Origin of the sequence: Pseudomonas sp. ADAK7 (genome assembly GCF_012935675.1) — a bacterium.
Taxonomy (GTDB): Bacteria; Pseudomonadota; Gammaproteobacteria; order Pseudomonadales; family Pseudomonadaceae; genus Aquipseudomonas.
This window is the reverse complement of record NZ_CP052861.1, coordinates 2,225,473-2,249,775: the sequence shown is the minus strand read 5'-3', so window position 1 is coordinate 2,249,775 and position 24,303 is coordinate 2,225,473. Positions and strand designations below refer to the sequence as shown.

19 protein-coding genes and 1 pseudogene are annotated in these 24,303 nt (G+C 59.6%); 14 read left to right on the top strand and 6 right to left on the bottom strand.

Annotation, left to right across the window (positions count from 1 at the left end):
- The first annotated feature begins 53 nt into the window (after nucleotides 1-53).
- The gene (pdxB, locus tag HKK53_RS10450; RefSeq protein WP_169370761.1) at nucleotides 54-1,196 is read left to right on the top strand and encodes a 4-phosphoerythronate dehydrogenase PdxB; all 1,143 of its coding nucleotides are present in this window, start codon (nucleotides 54-56) and stop codon (nucleotides 1,194-1,196) included.
- Nucleotides 1,197-1,332: 136 nt separating this feature from the next.
- Here pdxB and HKK53_RS10445 read toward each other — a convergent pair whose 3' ends face one another.
- Nucleotides 1,333-1,512, bottom strand: coding sequence for a PA1571 family protein (locus tag HKK53_RS10445; protein ID WP_169370760.1), 180 nt, complete (start codon nucleotides 1,510-1,512; stop codon nucleotides 1,333-1,335).
- Between the two features lie 257 nt (nucleotides 1,513-1,769).
- Here HKK53_RS10445 and HKK53_RS10440 point away from each other — a divergent pair, with 257 nt between their 5' ends.
- Both HKK53_RS10440 and HKK53_RS10435 read left to right on the top strand, forming a co-directional pair.
- On the top strand, nucleotides 1,770-3,557 hold the full coding sequence (locus HKK53_RS10440) for an ABC transporter transmembrane domain-containing protein (RefSeq protein ID WP_169370759.1): 1,788 nt from the start codon (nucleotides 1,770-1,772) through the stop codon (nucleotides 3,555-3,557).
- A gap of 18 nt (nucleotides 3,558-3,575) precedes the next feature.
- Nucleotides 3,576-4,130 (top strand): annotated as a pseudogene (locus HKK53_RS10435) (Fic family protein); the annotation flags it as partial.
- Between the two features lie 169 nt (nucleotides 4,131-4,299).
- On the opposite strand, the gene HKK53_RS10430 reads toward HKK53_RS10435, so the two are convergent.
- Nucleotides 4,300-6,228: a transglycosylase SLT domain-containing protein gene (locus HKK53_RS10430; protein WP_169370758.1), complete on the bottom strand. Its 1,929-nt coding sequence runs from the start codon at nucleotides 6,226-6,228 to the stop codon at nucleotides 4,300-4,302.
- 213 nt (nucleotides 6,229-6,441) lie between these two features.
- Between HKK53_RS10430 and HKK53_RS10425 the strand changes: the two genes are divergently transcribed.
- The gene (locus HKK53_RS10425; protein ID WP_169370757.1) at nucleotides 6,442-8,358 is read left to right on the top strand and encodes an ATP-binding cassette domain-containing protein; all 1,917 of its coding nucleotides are present in this window, start codon (nucleotides 6,442-6,444) and stop codon (nucleotides 8,356-8,358) included.
- 85 nt (nucleotides 8,359-8,443) lie between these two features.
- Here HKK53_RS10425 and HKK53_RS10420 read toward each other — a convergent pair whose 3' ends face one another.
- Nucleotides 8,444-8,881: a universal stress protein gene (locus tag HKK53_RS10420; RefSeq protein WP_008151425.1), complete on the bottom strand. Its 438-nt coding sequence runs from the start codon at nucleotides 8,879-8,881 to the stop codon at nucleotides 8,444-8,446.
- 104 nt (nucleotides 8,882-8,985) lie between these two features.
- Between HKK53_RS10420 and HKK53_RS10415 the strand changes: the two genes are divergently transcribed.
- The 7 genes from HKK53_RS10415 to HKK53_RS10385 all read left to right on the top strand — a co-directional run bounded on the left by HKK53_RS10415 (nucleotide 8,986) and on the right by HKK53_RS10385 (nucleotide 17,452).
- Entirely contained in the window at nucleotides 8,986-9,423 is a 438-nt protein-coding gene (locus tag HKK53_RS10415; RefSeq protein ID WP_169370756.1) for a hypothetical protein, read from the top strand.
- 540 nt (nucleotides 9,424-9,963) lie between these two features.
- Nucleotides 9,964-12,111 (top strand): fatty acid oxidation complex subunit alpha FadB, encoded by a 2,148-nt coding sequence (fadB, locus tag HKK53_RS10410; RefSeq protein ID WP_169370755.1) that lies wholly within the window; start codon nucleotides 9,964-9,966, stop codon nucleotides 12,109-12,111.
- Nucleotides 12,112-12,143: 32 nt separating this feature from the next.
- Complete coding sequence (gene fadA, locus HKK53_RS10405; protein ID WP_010456360.1) at nucleotides 12,144-13,319, top strand: acetyl-CoA C-acyltransferase FadA; 1,176 nt, start codon at nucleotides 12,144-12,146, stop codon at nucleotides 13,317-13,319.
- Between the two features lie 100 nt (nucleotides 13,320-13,419).
- Entirely contained in the window at nucleotides 13,420-13,656 is a 237-nt protein-coding gene (locus HKK53_RS10400) for a DUF1653 domain-containing protein (RefSeq protein WP_092270764.1), read from the top strand.
- A gap of 114 nt (nucleotides 13,657-13,770) precedes the next feature.
- The gene (topA, locus tag HKK53_RS10395) at nucleotides 13,771-16,398 is read left to right on the top strand and encodes a type I DNA topoisomerase (RefSeq protein ID WP_133836760.1); all 2,628 of its coding nucleotides are present in this window, start codon (nucleotides 13,771-13,773) and stop codon (nucleotides 16,396-16,398) included.
- A gap of 142 nt (nucleotides 16,399-16,540) precedes the next feature.
- On the top strand, nucleotides 16,541-17,065 hold the full coding sequence (locus HKK53_RS10390) for a DUF6586 family protein (RefSeq protein ID WP_149660501.1): 525 nt from the start codon (nucleotides 16,541-16,543) through the stop codon (nucleotides 17,063-17,065).
- Nucleotides 17,066-17,218: 153 nt separating this feature from the next.
- Nucleotides 17,219-17,452 carry a hypothetical protein gene (locus HKK53_RS10385; protein ID WP_123403749.1) on the top strand — a complete coding sequence of 78 codons (234 nt, stop codon included), beginning with the start codon at nucleotides 17,219-17,221 and terminating at the stop codon, nucleotides 17,450-17,452.
- Between the two features lie 93 nt (nucleotides 17,453-17,545).
- Here the strand turns inward: HKK53_RS10385 and sulA are convergent, their stop codons facing one another.
- Both sulA and lexA read right to left on the bottom strand, forming a co-directional pair.
- Nucleotides 17,546-18,019 carry an SOS-induced cell division inhibitor SulA gene (sulA, locus tag HKK53_RS10380; RefSeq protein ID WP_169370754.1) on the bottom strand — a complete coding sequence of 158 codons (474 nt, stop codon included), beginning with the start codon at nucleotides 18,017-18,019 and terminating at the stop codon, nucleotides 17,546-17,548.
- Between the two features lie 10 nt (nucleotides 18,020-18,029).
- Nucleotides 18,030-18,638 (bottom strand): transcriptional repressor LexA, encoded by a 609-nt coding sequence (gene lexA / locus HKK53_RS10375; protein ID WP_092270751.1) that lies wholly within the window; start codon nucleotides 18,636-18,638, stop codon nucleotides 18,030-18,032.
- A 229-nt stretch (nucleotides 18,639-18,867) separates the two neighbouring features.
- Here lexA and HKK53_RS10370 point away from each other — a divergent pair, with 229 nt between their 5' ends.
- From HKK53_RS10370 to HKK53_RS10360, 3 genes are all read left to right on the top strand, one after another.
- Nucleotides 18,868-19,575, top strand: a complete 708-nt coding sequence (locus HKK53_RS10370; protein WP_169370753.1) for a TetR/AcrR family transcriptional regulator — start codon at nucleotides 18,868-18,870, stop codon at nucleotides 19,573-19,575.
- A gap of 158 nt (nucleotides 19,576-19,733) precedes the next feature.
- The gene (gene nagZ / locus HKK53_RS10365; RefSeq protein WP_169370752.1) at nucleotides 19,734-20,744 is read left to right on the top strand and encodes a beta-N-acetylhexosaminidase; all 1,011 of its coding nucleotides are present in this window, start codon (nucleotides 19,734-19,736) and stop codon (nucleotides 20,742-20,744) included.
- 12 nt (nucleotides 20,745-20,756) lie between these two features.
- On the top strand, nucleotides 20,757-21,494 hold the full coding sequence (locus HKK53_RS10360; RefSeq protein ID WP_169370751.1) for an S-methyl-5'-thioinosine phosphorylase: 738 nt from the start codon (nucleotides 20,757-20,759) through the stop codon (nucleotides 21,492-21,494).
- A 117-nt stretch (nucleotides 21,495-21,611) separates the two neighbouring features.
- Here the strand turns inward: HKK53_RS10360 and HKK53_RS10355 are convergent, their stop codons facing one another.
- Nucleotides 21,612-24,302, bottom strand: coding sequence for a DEAD/DEAH box helicase (locus HKK53_RS10355; protein WP_169370750.1), 2,691 nt, complete (start codon nucleotides 24,300-24,302; stop codon nucleotides 21,612-21,614).
- Nucleotide 24,303 lies beyond the last annotated feature (1 nt).

Below are 24,303 nucleotides of genomic sequence, written 5' to 3'. Positions count from 1 at the left end.
GGCGTGACAGGTCATCTACAACTACACTGCCGATCCGCCAAAGGAGCCTCGCCATGCTGATTGTTGCCGATGAAAATATCCCGCTGCTTGATGCCTTCTTCGAAGGTTTCGGCGAAATTCGCCGGGTGCCGGGGCGTTCCATCGACCGCGCCACGGTTGAACAGGCCGATGTGCTGCTGGTGCGTTCGGTGACCAACGTCAACCGCGCATTGCTCGAAGGCAGTAACGTGAAGTTTGTCGGCACGTGCACCATCGGTACCGATCACCTGGACCTGGATTACTTTCAACAGGCCGGCATTACCTGGTCCAGCGCCCCCGGCTGCAATGCCCGGGGCGTGGTTGACTATGTGCTCGGCAGCCTGCTGACCCTGGCCGAAATCGAAGGCGCCGACCTGACTCAACGCACTTACGGTGTCGTCGGTGCCGGTGAAGTGGGCGGGCGGTTGGTCAAGGTCCTGCAAGGCCTGGGCTGGAACGTGCTGGTCTGCGATCCGCCACGGCAAGCGGCGGAAGGTGGCGATTACGTCAGCCTCGAACAGATCATCGAGCAGTGCGACGTCATCAGCCTGCACACCCCGTTGAAGAAGCACGGCGCGCAATCGACCTGGCATCTGTTCGACAAACCGCGTTTGAACCGGCTCAAGCCCGGCACCTGGCTGATCAACGCCAGCCGTGGCCCGGTGGTGGATAACGCCGCCCTGCGTCAGGTGTTGCTGCAGCGTGAAGACCTGCAAGCGGTGCTGGACGTCTGGGAAGGCGAACCCGAAGTCGATGTGGCGCTGGCTGACCTCTGCGTCCTGGCGACCCCACACATCGCCGGTTACAGCCTCGATGGCAAGCAGCGCGGTACGGCGCAGATCTATCAGGCGTATTGCGATTTCCTTGGTCAGCCAGCCCAGGTCAGCCTCAGCGAGTTGCTGCCGGCACCATGGTTGTCGCAGGTAACCCTGCACGCTGACAGCGATCCGGCCTGGGCGCTGGCGATGATGTGCCGTGGCGTGTACGACCCGCGCCGCGACGATGCGGATTTTCGCCGCAGCCTTGTCGGTAATGTGAACGAGCAGCGGGCGGCGTTTGATGCGCTGCGCAAGCATTATCCGGCGCGCCGGGAGATTGATGGGTTGCAGGTAAGAATCGAGGGAGATTCGCCGGTGTTGAGCCAGATCGTGGCGGCGTTGGGTGCGACGGCTGTCTAGGGACCGCATTGGCCCTTTCGCGGGCAAGCCTCGCTCCTACAGGGTGGGCGACCGCGAATGCCGCGCCGCAATCTCCTGACGAACACCCATAAAAAACCCGGCCAACCTGGGCCGGGTCAAGAAGACGGTGGCTATATCACTTTTGTTCGGCAGGCTTGACCAATCGCTGTTCCAGTTCACGGCACGCGTCCTGGATCATGTGTTCAGTGATCGGTACTTCGCGCCCATCCTTATCGATAATCGAGCAACCCAGAGACTGGTCGGGCTGTGTGCGGATCACTTGAATCTTGTCTTCGCTGCTGTTTTGCAAGGACATGGCCTGTCTCCTCATCAGGTTGTGTGCTTACTCTAAAACCGCCAGGTGACCGGGCTATGACAACTCCCTACGGTCTCTCGAGGCCGGCAATATCAGTCCACCAGAAATACCGCGACCTTGCCACCCGGACTTTAGACCAATAGCGTCTAGCCGCTAGTCTCGGCGGGCATAATTAACCTGACTCATTGTGATTTACAGAGTTCCACCCCATTGAGTGTGTAGGCGGGCCCTATCAATCGCTTGGGCTGCGAACCTGGATGAACCCGATGCTCTCTTCCCGTCACCGTCGTGCCTTGCGCCTGACCAGTCATTTTCTTGCGCCGTATCGCTGGCCGGCCTTTGGTGCCTTGCTCGCGCTGATTGTCACGGCGGGCATCACCTTGTCCATGGGCCAGGGCATTCGCCTGTTGGTGGATCAGGGCTTCATGACGCAGTCGGCGCACTTGCTCAACCAGACCATTGGCTTGTTCATGTTGCTGGTGCTTGGCCTGGCCGTCGGCACCTTCGCGCGTTTTTACCTGGTGTCGTGGATAGGCGAGCGGGTCGTCGCGGATATTCGGCGCCAGGTGTTCAACCACCTGGTTTACCTGCATCCGGGGTTCTATGAAGACAACCGCAGCTCCGAGATTCAGTCGCGGCTGACCGCTGACACCACGCTGCTGCAATCGGTGATCGGCTCGTCGCTGTCGCTGTTTTTGCGCAATCTGCTGATGGTGATCGGCGGGATCGTGCTGCTGTTTATCACTAACCCCAAGCTCACCAGCATTGTGGTGATTGCCTTGCCCTTGGTGGTGGCGCCGATCCTGATCTTCGGTCGTCGGGTGCGCAGCCTGTCGCGCCTGAGTCAGGACCGGATCGCCGATATCGGCAGCTACGTCTCCGAAACCCTCGGCCAGATCAAAACCGTGCAGGCCTACAACCACCAGGTCCAGGACGAGCAACGTTTCGCCGCGACCGTGGAAGAGGCGTTCAACACCGCACGCAAGCGCATCTTCCAGCGGGCCTGGCTGATTACCCTGGTGATCGTGCTGGTGCTGGGCGCGGTCGGGGTGATGTTGTGGGTCGGCGGCATGGACGTGATTGCCGGGCGGATTTCCGCAGGTGAGCTGGCAGCGTTTGTCTTCTACAGCCTGATCGTCGGCAGCGCCTTCGGCACCTTGAGCGAAGTGATCGGCGAGTTGCAGCGAGCGGCCGGTGCGGCGGAGCGGATTGCCGAATTGCTGCGCTCGGAAAACATCATCCAGCCGCCGACCACGGGGTTGGTGACCTTGCCCGAGCGGGTCAAGGGCAATCTGGAATTGCAGGAGGTGCGCTTTTCCTACCCGTCACGTCCCGAAAGCTTTGCTGTCGATGGCTTGAATCTGACCATCAAAGCGGGGGAAACCCTGGCGCTGGTCGGGCCATCCGGCGCGGGCAAGTCCACGGTGTATGACTTGCTGTTGCGATTCTACGACCCCGCCGAAGGGCGCATCCTGCTCGACGGCGTGCCGCTGACGCAGCTCGATCCGCTGGACCTGCGCCGCTGCTTCGCCCTGGTCTCGCAAAACCCGGCGCTGTTCTTTGGCAGCATCGAGGAGAACATCCGTTACGGCAATCCGACTGCGACCCTGGCCCAGGTCCAGGAAGCCGCGAAAATCGCCTACGCCCACGACTTCATCGAACAAATGCCCAACGGCTACCAGACCCACCTCGGCGACGGCGGCCTCGGTCTGTCCGGCGGCCAGCGCCAACGCCTGGCCATCGCCCGGGCGCTGCTGGTCGACGCACCGATCCTGCTACTCGACGAAGCCACCAGCGCCCTCGACGCCCAAAGCGAACACCTGATCCAGCAAGCCCTGCCCAGCCTGATGAAAAACCGCACCACCCTGGTCATCGCCCACCGCCTGGCCACGGTGAAAAACGCCGACCGGATTGCGGTGATGGATCAAGGGAAACTGGTAGCCGTGGGCACGCATCAGGAACTGGTCGCGAGCAATGCGTTGTATGCGCGGTTGGCGGCGTTGCAGTTCAACGACGGCAAGGCCGAATTCGACCTTCACGCGTAGGCGCGGTGTAGGAGCGACTCCGACTGGCATCCGCTGATCATCAGCTGTATGTTTCATTACGAATTCGAATTCATCCATCCCTTTGCCGATGGCAATGGGCGGATGGGGCGGCTCTGGCAGACTTTGATCCTCAGTCAGTGGCGTCCCGTGTTGGCGTATTTGCCGGTTGAAGCGGTAATACGTGAGCAGCAGGATGCCTATTACGCTGCGCTGTCGGCGGCCGACCAGATGGCCGAGTCGACGCCTTTTGTTGAATTCATGCTCCAGTCATTGAGTCTAGCGCTCGCCGAAGCGGCTCGGAGCGAACCTATGACCGACCAAGTAACCGACCAAGTAACCGACCATGTAGCAAAATTGCTTCGGGTGCTTCATGACGGCAGTTCGCTCAAGGTCAATGAGTTGATGGCAGAGGTCGGTATGGCTCACAAGGCGACCTTTCGAGCTAACTATCTCAAGCCCGCATTGGTCGCCGGTTTGATCGAAATGACTGATCCCGATTCACCTAAGAGTCCGGCTCAACGCTATCGCCTGACCAAACCCGGCAAGGCGTTCGTAGGGGCTGGATCGGCGTAGGGGCTGCGTAGGTGCGGTGTAGGAGCTGTCGAGAGAAACGAGGCTGCGATCTTTTGATCCTGCTTTGAACCACAAACAAAAATGCCCGCATCGGTTGATGCGGGCATTTTTTAGAACCAAATCAAAAGATCGCAGCCTTCGGCAGCGCCTACATGATCGGCATCACCGATCATTGATCATCAAAATACCGCTCATGCCAATCCACCAGCGGTTGCGGCGAGTTGAGCTTCTGGCCGTAGATCACCGAGTACGACAGCACGTTCTGCACGTACTGGCGGGTTTCGTCGAACGGGATGCTTTCCACCCAGACGTCGAAGCTCAGGTGATCCGCGCCGCGCAGCCACTGACGCACGCGGCCGGGGCCGGCGTTGTAGGCGGCGGAGGCGAGGACGCGGTTGCCGTTGAACTGGCTGTGGACCTGGCTCAGGTACGCGGCGCCGAGCTGGATGTTCTTGTCCGGGTCGAGCACTTGCTGTGGCGAGGCCAGGGGAATGCTGAACTTGCGCGCGGTTTCCTTGGCGGTGCCCGGCATCAGTTGCATCAGGCCGCTGGCGCCGACGCCGGATCGGGCGTCGTCCATGAAGGCACTTTCCTGGCGGGTGATGGCGAACACCCAGCTCGAGTGCAGGCCACGGACCTTGGCTTCGCGCACCAGGGTTTCGCGGTGAGCCATCGGGAAGCGAATGTCCAGATCGTCCCAATATTGCGCCTGGCTAATGGTGCGGATCGCCGGGAAATACCATTTCAGGTCGTAGGCCAGTTTTGCCTGGGCGACCATCTCGTCACGGTTGAAGTGGCGGCTGACGTGGTACCACTCGCGACGACCGTCGACGATCTGCCCGCGGGCGTGGAATTCCAGGGCGCGACGTACGCCGGGGGTGTTGCGCACCTTGTTGATGATCGCCTGGCTGAGCACCAATGGCTTGTTGAGCAGCGAATAGGGCAGTTGCGAACGGTCCGCGGCGAGGAAGCCATAGAAATCACGCTCGCGGGCGAGGCCTTTGTAAAGCGTCTGCGCTTCCGGGTTCTGCGGCTGCGCCAGTTCCAGGCTGCGGGCCTGCCAGTAGCGCCAGCGGTTGGTGGTGGCCAGGTCCTGCGGCAAACGACGGGTCAACTGATAGGCGTCGTCCCAGCGGGCCAGACGCAGCAACAGACGCAGGCGCCATTCCGACACGGTGTTGTCGCGAAGTTCCGGGTCGTACTTGGTCATCACGTCCAGTGCGCGCGGGTCGTAGCGCCGGGCCAGGGTCAGGCCGATTTCCCGGGCGATCGCCACTTTTTCATCCCGGGAGAAGTGCATGCTGCTGGCATAACCGTCGAGCAGGTCCATGGCCTTGTCCGGGTCCTGCTTGGCCAGACGGCGTAAGCCGAGGCTGACGATGTCGGACATCGGCTCGTCGGCCGGGCTGAACCGCGACGGCTGATTAAGCAGTTCGGGTTTCTGCGCCACATCCACCAGCAAGCGACCGCGCGGGGCAAGGGTGGTCAGGCCGCTCACCAGGCTGTTGGCCAGTGGGTAGTTGCGCGCCTGGGCCGCGAGCTTGGTGCGTTCCCAGCGTTTCTGCTCGGTCAATTGACCTTCGGCGGCCCAGATTCCGAACAAGCCATCGCAGGCGGCGGGCTGGGATTTGCCGGTCAGCCAGAGCTTGTCGGCGTTGGCATAACCGACAGTCTTCTGGTTATGCCCGATCTGATATTGCGCGTTCAGGCAATCCAGTTCGGTGAAGTTGAGCTTGGGGTCGTAATACTTGACGAAGGTCGCCCAGTCACCGCGATCGGCCAGCCAGCGCAACCAGCGCAGTTTCATCCAGTTGGCCTGGGGCAGGTCACCGTGTTCGGCGAGGAATTTCTCGATCTCGGCATTGCTCGCGGTTTTAAGGCGCGCGGTCAGTTCGTCATAGGCGAGGTACGGTTCCAGCGGATAATCGCTGAGGGCCTGGCTGTAGCGGAAATAAGGCCCCGAATCGCCTTTGGCCAAGGCACGCTTGGCCTCATCGTAATACTGGCGTTGGGTGGACAGGTCTACCGCCTGGACTGATTGAGCGGCAGTGGCAGAAAGAAGCAAACACGATAAAAGACTGAAAAGGCGACTGCGCATGAGACATCCGGGCAGAAAAATCATGACAAGTGCTGACAGGGTCGGCACTGAATAATCTGTAGCTTAGCCTTTTGCCAGCAACGGGCGAAAGCTTTGCCGGCCTGTCGGTGCAAGATCGCAACAATTGTCATGCAGAGTGCTACAGAGGTGAAATTGCCGGCCTTCTGAAGCCTCAAGTCAGGTAGAATGCGCGCCCGGTTTTTGGAGAAGCTCATGACCCTGCTCAAATTCAGCGATGTGTCCCTTGCTTTCGGCTCTACGCCGTTGTTGGACAAGGTGTCCTGGCAGATCGCCCGTGGTGAGCGGGTGTGCATCATCGGCCGCAATGGCACTGGCAAGTCCAGCATGATGAAGCTCGTCAAGGGCGACCAGAAGCCCGATGACGGCTCCGTTTGGCGCGCACCCGGCCTCAAGATTGGCGAATTGCCGCAAGAATTGCCGGTAGCCGACGAGCGGACCGTGTTCGACGTTGTGGCTGAAGGCCTGGACGGTGTGGGCGAGCTGCTTGCGCAGTATCACCACCTGAGCCAGAACATCGTCACCGACGCCGACCTGGACAAACTGATGCACGTCCAGCACGACCTCGAAGCCCGCGACGGCTGGCGTTTGCAGCAATTGGTCGACAGCACCTTGAGCCGTCTGCAACTGCCGGCCGACAAGACCCTCGCCGAATTGTCCGGCGGCTGGCGTCGCCGCGTCCTGCTGGCCCAGGCCCTGGTTTCCGAACCGGACCTGTTGCTGCTCGACGAACCGACCAACCACCTGGACATCGGTGCGATCGCCTGGCTCGAAGAAGCGCTGAAGGATTTCCAGGGCGCCGTGCTGTTCATCACGCACGACCGTTCCTTCCTGCAGAACCTCGCCACCCGCATCCTCGAACTGGATCGCGGCGGCCTGATCGACTGGAACGGCGACTACGCCAGTTTCCTCGTGCACAAAGAAGCCTCGCTGGCCGCTGAAGATACCGCCAACGCGCTGTTCGACAAGAAACTGGCCCAGGAAGAAGTCTGGATTCGCCAGGGCATCAAGGCGCGCCGCACCCGTAACGAAGGCCGCGTCCGCGCCCTGAAAGCCCTGCGCAACGAGCGCAGCGAGCGTCGTGAGCGCACTGGCAAAGCCAACATTCAGCTCGATACCGCCGACAAGTCCGGCAAGCAGGTGATGGTCCTCGAGAACGTGAGTTTCGCTCACCCGGGCGGCCCGTTCCTGATCAAGGACTTCTCGATGGTCCTGCAGCGCGGCGACCGTATCGGTCTGCTGGGCGCCAACGGTACCGGCAAGACTACCTTGCTGAAACTGATGCTCAACGGTCTGCAACCCACCAGCGGCACCGTGGAAGAGGGGACGCGCATTGACGTGGCCTACTTCGACCAGTTGCGCCATCAGCTGGACCTGGAAAAGACCGTGATCGACAACGTGGCCGAAGGTCGCGACTTCATCGATATCGATGGTCAGAGCCGTCACGTGCTGAGCTACCTCGGCGACTTCCTGTTCAGCCCGCAGCGTGCCCGCACGCCGGTCAAGGCGCTGTCCGGTGGTGAGCGTGCTCGCTTGCTGTTAGCCAAACTGTTCAGCAAACCGGCGAACCTGCTGGTACTCGACGAACCGACCAACGACCTCGACGTCGAAACCCTCGAGTTGCTGGAAGAGGTCCTGCTGACCTTTAACGGCACTGTGCTGATGGTCAGTCACGACCGGGCATTCCTCGACAACGTTGTGACCAGCACCCTGGTCTTCGAAGGTGAAGGCAAGGTTCGCGAATACGTCGGTGGTTATCAGGACTGGCTGCGTCAGGGCGGCTCGCCGCGCCTGCTGGGCGTGACCGAGAGCAAGTCCGGCAAGGCCGACCTGACCTCCGCTGTGGTGACGGCCGAGGCGGCGCCAGTCGCTGCAGTCGAAGCGCCGGTGGCAAAGAAAAAGCTCAGCTACAAGCATCAGCGTGAGCTGGAAATGCTGCCGGCTCAGATCGAAGCCATGGAAACGCAGATTGCGGCGGTTGAAGCGCAGATGGCGGATTCCGCGTTCTATCAGCGCCCGGCAGCCGAGACGGCTGCGGTGATTGCTCAGCTTGAGCAATTGCAGGCTGAACTCGACGTGATGGTCGAACGCTGGGCCGAGCTGGATGCCTGATTGATCCTGCTGCATTAAAAAAGCCCGACCTCGGTTATTCGAGTGTCGGGCTTTTTGTAGGAGCTGCCGAAGGGAGTTTGTGTTGTCAGCTTTTGATCAGGCGTACGGCGAGCACATCACACGGCGCACCGTGCAGCACGTCGTTGGCGGTGGAGCCCAATAGCAGCGCCAGGCCATGCCGGCCATGGCTGCCGACCACGATCAGGTCGCAGGTCTGTTCCTTGGCCAAGTGATGAATCTCCTGGCGCGGCTGGCCGTAAGTCAGGTGGCTGTATTCCTTGGAGAGTTCCGGGTATTTCACGATCAGCCGATCAAGTCGCTCCTTGGCCTGGTCGAACTGCTGTTGTTGCAGTTGTGACAGGTCCATTGGCACGTCGCCGCCAAAGGCCATGGCCATCGGCTCGACAATGTGCACCAGGGACAGCTTCGCGCCGTTGCTCACCGACAGTTCGCGGGCGCGGTGGATAACAGGATCGCACTCTTCGGTTAGATCTACAGCGACCAGAATATGGTTGTAGGGCATGAGGTGCTCCTCCTGAGGATTGCAATATTGGTAAGTATGGCTGGTTTCAAGCGCAATGGTTCCAAAGTGACCCAAAGCGCTCATCAAGAATCGGGAGTACAGATATGACGGTCTGGATAGTGGTGTCAATCCTGCTGGTGGTCCTGAGTCCGCTGGCATGGTTGCGACCGTCCCGCCACCAGAGCGGCCGCATGGCCTTGCGCATGGAGGCGCGACGTATCGGGCTGGCCATGCAACTGGCGCCTCAGGAGTGGCCACACTGGCTGAGCCACGAGCCGCCGAGCCCGTGTGCGCAGTACCATCGACCGCGTCGAGGCAATCAGCCGAAGTGTTGGAGTTATTGGCAAAAAGCGCCAGGTGTGTGGGTCAATCAGTGGCAGGAAGTTTGTGAAGATCCGGCGTTGCTGATTCATTTCGAAAAATTGCCGGACAACGTCTACAAGATCGAAGCGGACAAGCAGATGATCACGTTGTACTGGGGCGAGAAGGGCGAAGCGACGGTTTTGCAGACGATTGATGCAGTGCTGAAAGCGCTGGCATGACGTGCGGAAATTTCGCGCTGCAATGGCGCGAAACGTCTGGCAGACAGGCAATAAAAAGCCCGACATCATCATCGGGCTGGAGTTGGCCAGGCAGGCCGGAAATTCTTTGTGGCGCTGATCTTACGCTGGGCATTCGCCAAAAGCGTTCAAAATTTTTCCTCAATGCCCCGCTAGCGTAGCTGCTTAAACACAGATTGCCGTGAATTAGGGCGACTTTTCTAACTATTGATTCTATGAATGGCTTCACATGCATCTGCGTGTTGTTGGCCTTCGTGTTACGGAAATGACTGGAAAGTCGCGTTTCAACCAGCATTTTGGGCGATTGACAATTGTCGGAAATTCCGTGAAGGTGGCGTACCCAAATCAAACGGGCGTATGAATTGAGCGTTTGTATTGCAGAACGCTCCTACAGAATCCCGACTATCGCGTTGGCGGGTGTGCCGGGTGGATTGGCGTTAGCATCGACGAAAAGCGTCCTGCCGAGCCATTCGCCTGCGTCCGACGTGTACTGTTCAGCTTCCATATCGTGGAGATCAGTTGATGATTTACGAAGGTAAAGCCATCACGGTTAAGGCTCTTGAAAGTGGCATCGTCGAACTGAAGTTCGATCTCAAGGGTGAGTCCGTCAACAAGTTCAACCGTCTAACCCTGAACGAACTGCGTCAGGCCGTAGACGCCATCAAGGCAGATGCTTCGATCAAGGGTGTGATCGTCAGCAGTGGCAAGGACGTGTTCATCGTCGGCGCCGACATCACCGAATTTGTCGAGAACTTCAAGCTGCCTGATGCAGAGCTTGTCGCTGGCAACCTCGAAGCCAACAAGATTTTCAGCGATTTCGAAGACCTCAACGTCCCGACTGTCGCCGCGATCAACGGTATCGCCCTGGGTGGCGGTCTGGAAATGTGCCTGGCGGCGGACTACCGCGTCATGTCCACCAAGGCCAAGATCGGTCTGCCGGAAGTCAAACTGGGCATCTACCCAGGCTTCGGCGGCACCGTGCGCCTGCCGCGCCTCATCGGTGCCGACAACGCCATCGAGTGGATTGCCGCCGGCAAGGAAAACCGTCCTGAAGACGCGCTGAAAGTCGGCGCCGTCGATGCCGTGGTTGCCCCTGAGAAACTGCAGGAAGCGGCCCTGGAGCTGATCAAGCGCGCCATCTCCGGCGAGTTTGACTACAAGGCCAAGCGTCAGCCCAAGCTTGAAAAGCTGAAGTTGAACGCCATCGAACAAATGATGGCTTTCGAAACCGCCAAAGGTTTCGTGGCCGGTCAGGCTGGCCCGAACTACCCGGCGCCGGTTGAAGCGATCAAGACCATCCAGAAAGCGGCGAACTTCGGTCGCGACAAAGCACTGGAAGTCGAAGCCAACGGTTTCGTTAAACTGGCCAAGACCTCTGCCGCGCAGAGCTTGATCGGTTTGTTCCTGAACGATCAGGAACTGAAGAAAAAGGCCAAGGCCTACGACGAAATCGCCAAAGACGTGAAGCAGGCCGCCGTATTGGGCGCCGGCATCATGGGTGGCGGTATCGCTTATCAGTCGGCGTCCAAAGGCACGCCGATCCTGATGAAAGACATCAACGAGCACGGCATCGAGCAAGGTCTGGCTGAAGCCGCCAAGCTGCTGGTGGGTCGCGTTGATAAAGGTCGCATGACCCCGGCGAAAATGGCTGAAGTGCTCAACGGCATTCGTCCGACACTGTCTTACGGTGATTTCGGTCACGTTGATCTGGTGGTTGAAGCGGTCGTCGAGAACCCTAAGGTCAAGCAAGCCGTACTGGCTGAAGTCGAAGACAAGGTCAAAGAGGACACCATCCTCGCGTCCAACACCTCGACCATTTCCATCACCTTGCTGGCCAAGGCCCTCAAGCGTCCGGAAAACTTCGTCGGCATGCACTTCTTCAACCCGGTGCACATGATGCCGCTGGTTGAAGTGATTCGTGGCGAGAAGTCCAGCGAACTGGCTGTTGCCACCACCGTTGCCTACGCCAAGAAAATGGGTAAGAACCCGATCGTGGTCAACGACTGCCCGGGCTTCCTGGTCAACCGCGTGCTGTTCCCGTACTTCGGCGGTTTCGCCAAACTGGTCAGCGCCGGTGTGGACTTCGTCCGTATCGACAAGGTCATGGAAAAATTCGGCTGGCCAATGGGCCCGGCCTACCTGATGGACGTGGTCGGCATCGACACCGGCCACCACGGTCGTGACGTGATGGCTGAAGGTTTCCCGGACCGCATGAAAGACGATCGCCGTTCGGCCATCGACGTGCTTTACGAAGCCAAGCGCCTGGGCCAGAAGAACGGCAAGGGTTTCTACGCTTACGAGACCGACAAGAAGGGCAAGCAGAAGAAAGTCGCCGACCCGTCGGTACTGGAAGTGCTCAAGCCGATCGTTTACGAGCAGCGCGAAGTCACTGACGAAGACATCATCAACTGGATGATGATCCCGCTGTGCCTGGAAACCGTGCGTTGCCTGGAAGACGGCATTGTCGAAACCGCCGCCGAAGCCGACATGGGTCTGGTCTACGGTATTGGTTTCCCTCCATTCCGTGGTGGTGCGCTGCGCTACATCGATTCGCTCGGTGTTGCAGAGTTCGTTGCCCTGGCTGACCAGTACGCTGATTTGGGCGCGCTGTACCACCCGACCGCGAAGCTGCGTGAAATGGCCAAGACTGGCCAACGGTTCTTCGGTTAAGCGTCCCAACTTTTGAGCGAGAGTGAAATTTTATGAGCTTGAATCCAAGAGACGTCGTGATTGTCGACTTCGGTCGTACTCCGATGGGCCGCTCCAAGGGCGGCATGCACCGCAATACCCGCGCCGAAGATATGTCGGCGCACCTGATCAGCAAATTGCTGGAACGCAACGTCAAGGTTGACCCGAACGAAGTCGAAGACGTGATCTGGGGCTGCGTGAACCAGACCCTGGAGCAGGGCTGGAACATCGCTCGCATGGCGTCCCTGATGACGCAGATCCCGCACACTGCCGCCGGCCAGACCGTCAGCCGTCTGTGTGGTTCGTCGATGAGCGCGCTGCACACTGCCGCGCAAGCGATCATGACCGGTAACGGTGACGTGTTCGTGGTGGGTGGCGTCGAGCATATGGGTCACGTGAGCATGATGCACGGTGTCGATCCGAACCCGCACATGTCCCTGTACGCGGCGAAAGCCTCGGGCATGATGGGCCTGACCGCTGAAATGCTGGGCAAAATGCACGGCATCACTCGCGAACAACAGGACGCTTTCGGCGTGCGCTCCCACCAGCTCGCCCACAAGGCGACCCTGGAAGGCAAGTTCAAAGACGAAATCATCCCGATGCAGGGCTACGACGAGAACGGTTTCCTGAAACTGTTCGACTACGACGAAACCATTCGTCCGGAAACTACCCTGGAAAGCCTGGCGGCGTTGAAGCCAGCGTTTAACCCGAAGGGCGGCACCGTGACAGCCGGCACGTCGTCGCAGATCACCGATGGTGCTTCGTGCATGATCGTGATGTCGGCACAGCGTGCCCAGGACCTGGGTATCCAGCCGTTGGCGGTGATTCGCTCGATGGCGGTGGCAGGTGTGGATCCGGCAATCATGGGCTATGGTCCAGTTCCGGCGACACAAAAAGCACTGAAGCGTGCGGGCCTGGGGATCAACGATATCGACTTCTTCGAGCTCAACGAAGCTTTCGCCGCACAGGCCTTGCCAGTGCTGAAAGATCTGAAAGTGCTCGACAAGATGAACGAGAAGGTTAACCTGCACGGCGGCGCAATTGCCTTGGGTCACCCGTTCGGTTGCTCCGGTGCCCGTATCTCCGGCACTTTGCTGAACGTGATGAAGCAAAATGGCGGCACCTTCGGGGTAGCCACCATGTGCATTGGTCTCGGCCAAGGCATCTCCACCGTCTTCGAACGCGTTTAAGCGTCTCGTTGATGGAAGCCGGGGCCAAGTGCCCCGGTTTTTGTTTTTCTGAATTTATTTTTTGTTTTTATTTTTAAAAGATTTGAGAGAGGGCCGAACCATGCCGATACAACCTGGGCTCTACCAACATTACAAAGGTCCGCAGTACCGTGTATTTAATGTCGCGCGGCATTCCGAGACCGAAGAAGAAGTGGTCTTCTACCAAGCCCTGTATGGCGATTACGGCTTTTGGGTACGTCCCTTGAGCATGTTCCTGGAGTCGGTCGAGGTTGACGGCGAACAGGTCCCACGCTTTGCTTTGGTGCAAGCCGAACCGAGCCTTTTTTCCAAGCCATAAGCTGAGTGCGCGCTGAACCCTGCGCTTGACCTCACCTTGTAGCCACTATATATAGCGGTGCCGCGTCAGGCGCCAACCGCCTTTCACTTCTAGAATTCAGGAATTTTCTGATCCATGGGCAAATCGCTGGTCATTGTGGAATCCCCGGCTAAGGCCAAGACCATCAACAAGTATCTGGGTAACCAATACGTGGTGAAGTCGAGTATCGGCCATATCCGAGACCTGCCCACCAGCGGTTCGGCTAGCGCCAGCAAAGAGCCAGCCGCCAAGCGCGGCAAGGCCGCCGCAGGTGAAGGTCCGGTGCTCACGCCGAAAGAGAAGGCGCGCAAACAGCTCGTCTCGCGCATGGGTGTCGATCCCGATCATGGCTGGAAAGCCAAGTACGAGATCCTCCCGGGCAAAGAGAAGGTCATCGAAGAGCTGCGCCGGCTCGCCAAAGATGCTGACACCATCTATCTCGCAACCGACTTGGATCGCGAGGGGGAAGCCATTGCCTGGCACCTGCGCGAAGCCATCGGTGGTGATGACAGCCGCTACAAGCGCGTGGTGTTCAACGAAATTACCAAGAAGGCGATTCAGGAAGCCTTCTCCAAGCCGGGCGAGCTGGACATCGACCGTGTCAACGCCCAGCAGGCGCGTCGTTTCCTCGACCGCGTCGTCGGTTATATGGTTTCGCCGCTGCTGTGGGCCAAGGTCGCTCGCGGTCTGTCCGCCGGTCGTGTGCAATCGGTTGCGGTAAAACTGGTCGTCGAGCGTGAGCGTGAAATTCGCGCGTTCAACCCGGAAGAGTACTGGGAAGTCCACGCTGATCTCGGCACCGCCAAGGGCGCCACCGTGCGCTTTGACGTGGCCCGCGAGAAAGGCGAAGCCTTCAAGCCGCTCAACGAAACCCAGGCCATGGCCGCGCTGGAGAAGCTCAAGTCTTCCAGCTACAGCATCGTCAAGCGTGAAGACAAACCGACCAGCAGCAAGCCGTCGGCACCGTTCATCACGTCCACCCTGCAGCAGGCCGCGAGTAACCGCCTGGGCTTCGGGGTGAAGAAAACCATGATGATGGCCCAGCGTTTGTACGAAGCGGGCTACATCACGTATATGCGTACCGACTCCACCAACCTCTCGGTTGATGCGGTGGCGATGGCGCGTACTTATATTGAAGGCGAGTTCGGCAAGAAGTACCTGCCGGAAAACCCGAACGTCTACAGCAGCAAGGAAGGCGCACAAGAGGCTCACGAAGCGATTCGTCCCTCCGATGCCAATACCGAGCCAAGCAAGCTGTCGGGCATGGAGCGTGATGCTGAGCGGCTCTACGAGCTGATCTGGCGCCAGTTCCTCGCTTGCCAGATGCTGCCAGCCCAATACCTGTCGACCACGGTGACCGTGGGTGCCGGTGATTTCGAGCTGCGCGCCAAGGGCCGCATCCTGAAGTTCGACGGTTACACCCGCGTCATGCCGCAAATCGCCAAGCCTGGCGATGATGACGTGCTGCCGGACATGGCCCAGGGCGACGCGATGAAGCTGATCAAGCTTGATCCGACCCAGCACTTCACCAAGCCGCCGGCGCGTTACTCGGAAGCGAGCCTGGTAAAAGAAATGGAAAAACGGGGCATCGGTCGTCCTTCGACCTACGCCGCAATCATTTCGACCATCCAGGACCGCGGCTACGTGGCGCTGCACAACCGTCGTTTCTACTCGGAAAAGATGGGCGACATCGTCACCGAACGTCTGGCCGAGAGCTTCTCCAATCTCATGGACTACGGCTTCACCGCCGGCATGGAAGAGAACCTCGATGACGTGGCCCAGGGCGAACGCGACTGGAAAAACGTGCTCGACGAGTTCTACGGCGACTTCAAGAAGAAACTCGAAGTAGCCGAAAGCGCTGAGGGCGGTATGCGCGCCAACCAGCCAGTGATGACCGACATTCCGTGCGTGGTGTGCGGTCGTCCGATGCAGATTCGTACCGCATCGACCGGCGTGTTCCTCGGCTGCTCGGGCTACAGCCTGCCGCCGAAGGAGCGCTGCAAGGCCACCGTCAACCTGGTGCCGGGCGATGAAATCGCTGCGGACGACGAGGGTGAGTCGGAATCCTTGGTGCTGCGTGGCAAGCACCGCTGCCCGATCTGCAGCACGGCGATGGACGCTTACCTGCTGGATGAGAAGCGCAAGCTGCACATCTGCGGTAACAACCCGGATTGCGACGGCTACGAAATCGAAGAAGGCAGCTATCGCATCAAGGGTTACGAAGGTCCGAGCCTGGAATGCGATAAGTGCGGCAGCGAGATGCAACTCAAGACCGGCCGCTTCGGCAAGTTCTTCGGTTGCACCAACGCGACCTGCAAGAACACCCGCAAACTGCTGAAAAGCGGTGACGCGGCGCCGCCGAAGATGGACCCGGTGAAGATGCCTGAGCTGAAATGCGAAAAGGTCAACGACACCTACATCCTGCGCGACGGTGCTTCCGGTCTGTTCCTGGCGGCGAGCCAGTTCCCGAAAAACCGCGAGACCCGTGCTCCGCTGGTGATCGAGATCGTGCCGCACAAGGACGAGATCGATCCGAAGTACCACTTCCTCTGCGAAGCACCGAAGAAAGATCCGGATGGTCGTCCAGCTGTGATTCGCTACAGCCGCAAGACCAAGGAGCAATACGTGCAGACCGAAGTCGAAGGCAAGCCAACTGGCTGGAAGGCTTTCTACGACGGCGGCAAGTGGACGGTTGAAGACAAGCGTACCCCCGCGAAGGCTTAATACCGCGCTGCACTGAAAAGGCCGCATGACAATCCTCGGATTTTCATGCGGCCTTTTTGTTTTGGGCTTGCGGTCAGATCGGCTGATCCACGACACTGTCGGGTCTGTGTGACGCAATTATTTCGCTGTGGAGGCTGCCGTCATGGCCCACGAACTCTATACCCGTACCAACCAGAAGATTTATTTCGCCGGCCTGTCGCTCGAAGCGCTCGCCAGAGCCGAAGAGGGGCGGGCGATGAACTCCCTGGCACTGATTCAGGCCGGTCGCGAATCGGCGCTGTTTCACCTTTACGGTGCGCTACTGGGGCTGTGTCATGAAATCGCCGGTTTCTATCGTTTGCCGCAGGCCAATGCGCCACGGGCGGAGATGTTGCTGACCCGCGAAGTACTGGAGGCCATCGCCATTCCGGAAATGGCCGAACTGGTGGAGCTGGCGGGTAATTCGGAAACCTGGCTGGCTAAACTGCTGGCCGCTCACGCAGCCCTGTTTCAGCCGCCACGGGTGCCGCACAAACCAAAGGGCGACGTGACGCAGCCGTTGATCATGGCGGTTAACCTGGATGAAGAGGAGGCACCTCAAGAGCTGAGCCGCGAGGAGCTGGAGAGCTGGCGGCAGAACCTCAAGGGGTTGGCGCTTCGCTTCCGTGAAGGGTTGAATGAGTGCTAAGGATTTGATCGATTTTGACGGATGACCCGTTAGGTTGTCCGTTCAGAGTTAAGTACTAACAGATATTTCATCGTGATGACTTCTGGTCAAGATCCCGAGCGAAGCCTGGCCGATGCCTATATAATCCCCGCCTTTCGTGGAGAACAGACCTTTATGCCAACGTCCTTTCTAGAAATTGTCGAGTTACCAGACGGCCGAATCGAGCTGCGCAGGGCTGAGGACGAGGGTTCTCTGGTTACTTTGGATTTCTCCGAGGATGCCAAGGCGTTCCTTCAAGGTAACCACGTGGAAGTCGCCAAGGCGATGTTGAGCGTCGGCGTGCAGATGGCCGGACGCCTGGTTGAAGGCGAATTCAATAAAGATGAAGAGCCGCGGATCCTGCATTGATTCCGTCGGTCGGTTACTGCTGATACCGCTACAGATCGGCTTCTCTATCCCTGGAGAAGCCAGGCCCTGTTCAGGGCGCGAATTGCTTGTCAGTTATCCCAATCGAATGTTCAGGCTTTGAGCGTCCCCGGTACGGGCGGCGCTGATCAACTGTTGCCGTGAATTGGCATTCAGCGGGTTGAGCCAGCTGACGACCGTGTGACTGCGGCCCAGTCGCAAGGCTTCGCAGGTCAGCTGTTGAGCGCTCTGGGTGCCACGCGGTTGCAGCAGCAGGATGCGTTCGCGGTTCAGGCCGGCGTCTCGCAGCCAGGTCTGGGTCAGGCTGGCGGGCGGGGCGATCAGCGTGAGCCAGCGTGCATCCTGGTCCTGGCTCAATTCCCGGAGAATTGGCGCCAGAAGGTTCAGGCAGCTCCCTGCTGCACCACGCAGCGACAGCTCGCTGAAGACTTCGGGCTCGGCGCTCCAGGGCGACTCGACCACGTCTTTCAGGATCGGCGCCAGCGGTTGCGCCATGAACGCCTCGAACAACGGCAGTTGGGCTTGCTGTGGTGTATGTGGGAACTGCATAAAGCCTCCTTTAGCGGCGAATCACGCCGACACTCAAGCCTTCGATCACCAGTTCCTGATCTTTCAGGTTGACTTCAATTGGGGCGAACTCAGGGTTTTCGGCAATCAGCCAAACTTTGCTGCCATCGCGCTTGAAGCGTTTGACGGTCACTTCGTCGCCAATCCGCGCCACCACGATCTGGCCATTGCGGGCCTCGCGTGTGGTGTGGACGGCCAGCAGGTCACCGTCGAAAATGCCCACATCCTTCATGCTCATGCCATGCACCCGCAGCAGATAGTCAGCGCGGGGGTGGAAGAACGTCGGGTTGATGTTGCAGGACTCTTCGATGTGTTGCTGGGCCAGGATGGGGGCGCCAGCCGCCACACGACCGATGATTGGCAGGGTGGATTCGTCAGCCTTGGCTTCGAAACCTGGAATGCGGATGCCGCGAGAGGCGCCAGGCGTCATCTCGATCGCACCTTTGCGGGCCAGTGCCTTTAGGTGTTCTTCCGCTGCGTTGGGCGATTTGAAACCCAGTTCCTGAGCGATTTCCGCACGGGTTGGCGGGTAGCCGTTGTCGTCGAGGCAACGTTTGATGAAGGCCAGAATCTCTGCTTGGCGTGGCGTCAGCTTTAGCATATTGATCGCTCTGTCTTTTTATACAGTGACTGGGATTATATACAGTGAAAGCTTCTTGGCAATGCCCCTTTTTTAGCGCGCCGCTGGACGGTCAGTCAGCTCGCTGATTAACGACGCCGAGTTGTATGGTTAAATAGCTGACCGACCATTCCCAAAACGAACCGGCAGGCTTGACAATGCACAGGCTGAAACGTATGTTTCAAACAAGTGTTTGTCAGGCGGAGTAGCCATGGCCCAGTCGGAAACCGTTGAACGCATTCTCGATGCTGCCGAGCAGTTGTTCGCGGAAAAAGGTTTCGCCGAAACCTCGTTGCGTCTGATCACCAGCAAGGCTGGAGTCAATCTGGCGGCGGTGAATTATCATTTCGGCTCCAAGAAGGCGCTGATCCAGGCAGTTTTCTCGCGCTTCCTCGGGCCGTTCTGCACCAGCCTCGATAAAGAGCTGGAGCGACGTCAGGCCAAGCCGGAAAACAAACCGACGCTGGAAGACCTGCTGGAAATCCTCGTCGAGCAAGCCCTGGTGGTACAGCCTCGCAGCGGCAACGATCTTTCCATCTTCATGCGGTTGCTGGGCCTAGCCTTCAGTCAGAGCCAGGGCCACTTGCGTCGTTATCTGGAAGACATGTACGGCAAGGTTTTCCGTCGATACATGATGCTGGTCAACGAAGCCGCGCCGCGTATTCCACCGATCGAACTGTTCTGGCGCGTGCACTTCATGCTTGGCGCTGCGGCGTTCAGCATGTCGGGGATCAAGGCATTGCGGGCGATTGCCGAGACCGATTTTGGCGTCAACACCTCCATTGAGCAGGTGATGCGCCTGATGGTGCCGTTCCTCGCTGCCGGCATGCGTGCCGAAACCGGCGTCACCGACACGGCCATGGCCACCGCGCAGTTGCGTCCTCGCAGTAAAACGGCCCCAGTGGCCGCCAAGGTTTAACCGCACACGGGTGGGCGCGGCAGCTGACATCCGCTAAGCTAGCCGCCCATGCCGACTCTCGTTCTGAACCCGCTCCCCATTGATATCGCCGACCTGCCGGGCACAGCCCTCGGCGGCGAAATCGTGCGGGCCGGGTTTATCGTTTTCAAGGAATCTCTATGACTGCTGGCCTGCAAGGCTCGTTGATGGTGGACGTCGCCGGTACCTGGCTGACGGCCGAAGATCGCCAATTGTTGCGCCAGCCCGAAGTAGGCGGCCTGATCATTTTCGCTCGCAACATCGAGCATCCACGCCAGGTGCGTGAGCTGAGCGCCGCGATCCGCGCCGTTCGTCCTGATTTGCTGCTGGCGGTGGACCAGGAGGGCGGGCGGGTTCAACGCTTGCGCCAGGGCTTCGTGCGACTGCCGGCCATGCGCGCCATCGCCGACAATCCGAATGCCGAATACCTGGCCGAACAGTGCGGCTGGATCATGGCCACGGAAGTCCTCGCCGTCGGCCTCGACCTGAGCTTCGCCCCGGTGCTGGACCTGGATTACCAGCGTAGCGCTGTGGTCGGTACCCGCTCGTTCGAAGGCGACCCCGAGCGCGCGGCGTTGCTCGCCGGTGCCTTCATTCGCGGCATGAACAGCGCCGGCATGGCCGCCACCGGCAAGCACTTTCCGGGTCATGGTTGGGCCGAGGCAGACTCCCACGTCGCCATTCCCAATGACGAGCGCAGCCTCGACGAGATCCGCGCCAACGACCTAGTGCCGTTCGCTCGATTGAGCAAGCAACTGGCCGCCGTCATGCCCGCCCACGTTATTTATCCACAGGTCGACTCGCAACCCGCCGGTTTCTCCCGGCGCTGGTTGCAGGACATCCTGCGCGGTGAGCTGCAGTTCGACGGCGTGATCTTCAGTGATGATCTGTCGATGGCCGGTGCCCACGTCGTCGGCGATGCCGCCAGCCGTATCGAAGCCGCGCTGACTGCCGGTTGCGACATGGGCCTGGTGTGCAACGACCGTGCTGCCGCTGAATTGGCCCTGACCGCCGCCCAGCGCATGAAGGTCACGCCGTCACCGCGTATCGCGCGGATGCGCGGGCAATCGTTCGCCGGCACCGAATATCGTCAAGATCCGCGCTGGCTTGCTGCCATCGGCGCGCTCAAAGACGCTCAACTGATTGAATAAGGACTCTTTGTTATGACGATCTACGCGATTATCGGTGGCACCGGCCTGACGCAACTCGAAGGCCTGAGCATTCGTCAGTCACTGGCGGTGGACACGCCTTACGGTCCGCCATCGTCCGAGGTTCATATCGGCGAATACGCGGGCAAGGAAGTGCTGTTTCTCGCGCGTCACGGCCACCCGCACAGATTGCCGCCGCATCAGGTCAACTACCGCGCCAACCTCTGGGCGCTGAAACAGGCCGGGGCCGAAGCGATTCTCGCGGTCAATGCCGTGGGCGGGATTCATGCGGCGATGGGCACCGGACATTTCTGTGTGCCCCATCAATTGATCGACTACACCAGCGGCCGCGAACACACCTATTTCGCCGGTGACCTGGAACAGGTCACCCACATCGATTTCAGCTATCCCTACAGCGAGTCGCTGCGTCAGCAGTTGATCGCCGCATTGGCGGCCGAAGGCGTTGGCTACAGCAGTCATGGCGTGTACGCCTGCACCCAAGGGCCTCGCCTGGAAACCGTGGCTGAAATCGCGCGACTGGAACGTGACGGCTGCGACATCGTCGGCATGACCGGCATGCCGGAAGCTGCGCTGGCTCGTGAGCTGGAGCTGGATTACGCCTGCCTGGCGCTGGTGGTGAACCCGGCGGCGGGCAAGTCAACGGCGGTGATTACCATGGCCGAGATTGAGCAGGCGTTGCACGACGGGATGGGCAAGGTTAAGTCGACGCTGGCGCGGGTTCTGAAGGGCTGAGTCAGGCTCTATACCAAGGTAAAATCTTCGCGGGCAAGCCTCGCTTCCACAGGATCACCGTGATCCTTGTAGACGCGAGGCTTGCCCGTGAAAGCGATCTACTAGGCGCCGAATATCTCAGCGCTTCTCCAACTTATCCGGCAACGGCGCAAACAACGCTTCGATATCATCACTCTGCAACTTCCAGTCCCCAGCCGAGCGTCCATCGAGTACGCCCGCCGCCAGGTCGGACTTTTCCTTTTGCAGATGCTGAATCTTCTCTTCGACCGTGCCCCGGGCAATCAGCTTGTAGACGAACACCGGTTTTTCCTGGCCGATGCGATAAGCGCGGTCGGTCGCCTGATTTTCCGTCGCCGGGTTCCACCACGGATCATAGTGAATCACCGTGTCGGCTTCGGTGAGGTTCAAGCCGACACCACCCGCCTTCAAACTAATCAGAAAGATCTGACGCTTGCCGCTCTGGAAGTCTTTCACCGGCGCGCGTCTATCGCGGGTTTGTCCGGTCAAGATCGCGTATTCAACGCCGCGTTTCTTCAGTTCGTCCTCGATCAACGCCAACATCGACGTGAACTGCGAGAACAGTAAAATCCGCCGACCTTCTTCAAACAACTCTTCCAGCATCTCCATCAAGCTGTCGAGCTTGCCGGACGTGCTGCCGCGCGTGGGCAGTACGGCGTCGTTGACCAGGCGCAAATCGCAGCACACCTGCCGCAACTTCAGCAGCGCTTCCAGGATGATGATCTGGCTGCGGGCCACGCCTTTGCGGGTGATCTCATCGCGAACTTTCTTGTCCATGGCCAGGCGCATGGTTTCATACACGTCGCGCTGGGCCTCGTTGAGATCGACCCAATGGATGATCTCGGTTTTTGGCGGCAATTCTGTTGCGACCTGTTCCTTGGTCCTACGCAGCAGAAACGGTTTGATCCGACCGTTGAGGTGCTGGAGCCGGACTTCACTGCCGCGCTTTTCAATCGGCACACGGTAGTCGCGATTGAAGCTTTTGACATCGCCGAGCCAGCCGGGCAGCAGGAAGTGGAACAGCGACCACAGCTCGCCCAGGTGATTTTCCAGCGGCGTGCCACTCAGGCACAGGCGCTGCCGCGCATTCAGTTCACGAGCCGCCTGTGCGGCCTTGCTGTTGGGGTTCTTGATGTACTGCGCTTCATCCAGAACCAACACGTGCAACGGCACCGCGGCCAGGGTTTCCACGTCCTTGGGCAGCAGCGCATAGGTGGTCAGGATCAGATCGTAGTCGGTCAGGTTCTCGAAGTGCTTTTTGCGACTGGCACCGTACAGCGCCAGCACGTTGAGCTGTGGCGTGAAGTGCGCCGCTTCGTCGAGCCAGTTGGGGATCAGGCTGGTGGGCATCACCACCATGCATGGCCGATCGAGACGCCCGGCGATTTTCTCACTGAGAATGTGCGCCAGAGTCTGTAGGGTTTTACCCAGGCCCATGTCATCCGCGAGAATCCCGCCGACTTCCAGTTGCCGCAGCGACTGCATCCAGCTCAGACCTTCGAGCTGATACGGCCGCAACGTGGCGTTCAAGCCTTCCGGCGCGGTCGTGGTGAAGTCCTTGATGTCCCGCAGACGCTGGGCAAAGCTGCGGATCTGCTCGCCGCCTTCCCATAGCAACGGCATATCTTCCAGCGGATTCAGCCGGATCGCATCGGCCTTGCTCAAGCGCAGCGTGGTTTCGCCGGGCCCTTGCAGGTAGAACTCGCCAAGGGTTGCCAGCACCGGCTTCAAGCGGCCGAAGGGCAGGGCGACCTGCAACGGGCCGTACTCGGAGTTCGGGCGATTGGGGATGTTCACCAGGATCAACTCGTCGTCGCGACGACGGGCCAGGCGTTCCGGATTGAGGATTTCAGTGTGCGAGCGCATCAGGTTCAACAGGATCGGCAGCAGGCTCAATCGTTCGCCATTGACGATGATCCCCAGCTCCAGATCAAACCAGTCGCGTTCCGGCGCCTGTTCGACGGTGGCGTACCAGTCGTCCACCGCGGTCAGGTCAAAACCGAAGTCCTCGTCGATCTGCAACTCCCAGCCCTGGGAACGCAGCTTCGGCAGCTCATTGAGGGTGAAGGTCAGCCAGGCACTGTCGTTGACCATCTCGAACAGTTCGCCAGCACTTTCCGGCAAGGCCTTGCTTTGGCGGGTGGCGATCTTGAAACCAAGGATTCGTAGCTGTTCCCTGTAGGCCTGTTCGACTTCCGGGTGACGTTTTATCCGTAATGTCTGTGTTTCCTGACGAATCAGGACGTCGGCATTCTTCTGTCCGGACACGTACTCGTCGAGATAGCTGAAGGACAACGCTGCGCGATGCTGGATGTAACGCTGCATCTTGCCGTTACGCGGTTCGAAGGCGCTGAACTCGATGCTCGCCAGCCACAGGCGCGGCAGCGGTTGCACGTTATCCACCGGAATTTGCGGCAGCGCTTTCGGGCTGCGGTTTTCCAGTACGGCCTGGAGTTTTTCCAGCAATTCGGCGTCTTGCGCTGCGGCGGGGTAGGCCAGGGTTTCCTGGACCTTCAGCAGCACCGCTGCGCAATGTTTGCAGTTGCTATGGACCGGGCACGTGCAATTGGCGTCGACCATCAGCAGCGTGCCTTTGGCCGACTCACGCAGGCGAATGGTCTGACGGTAAACGTTACCGCCCGAGCCTTCGCACGCGGCGATGACCGTGGCGTCGCCGACCTCGACAATCCTGACGCGGTTCTCCAGAGCGTAGCGACGGCCACGCTCCAGGCTCTGTTCCTTGAATCGGCTGACCCAGGAAGGTGCGAGGGGTTTGCTCAGGGTCGACATA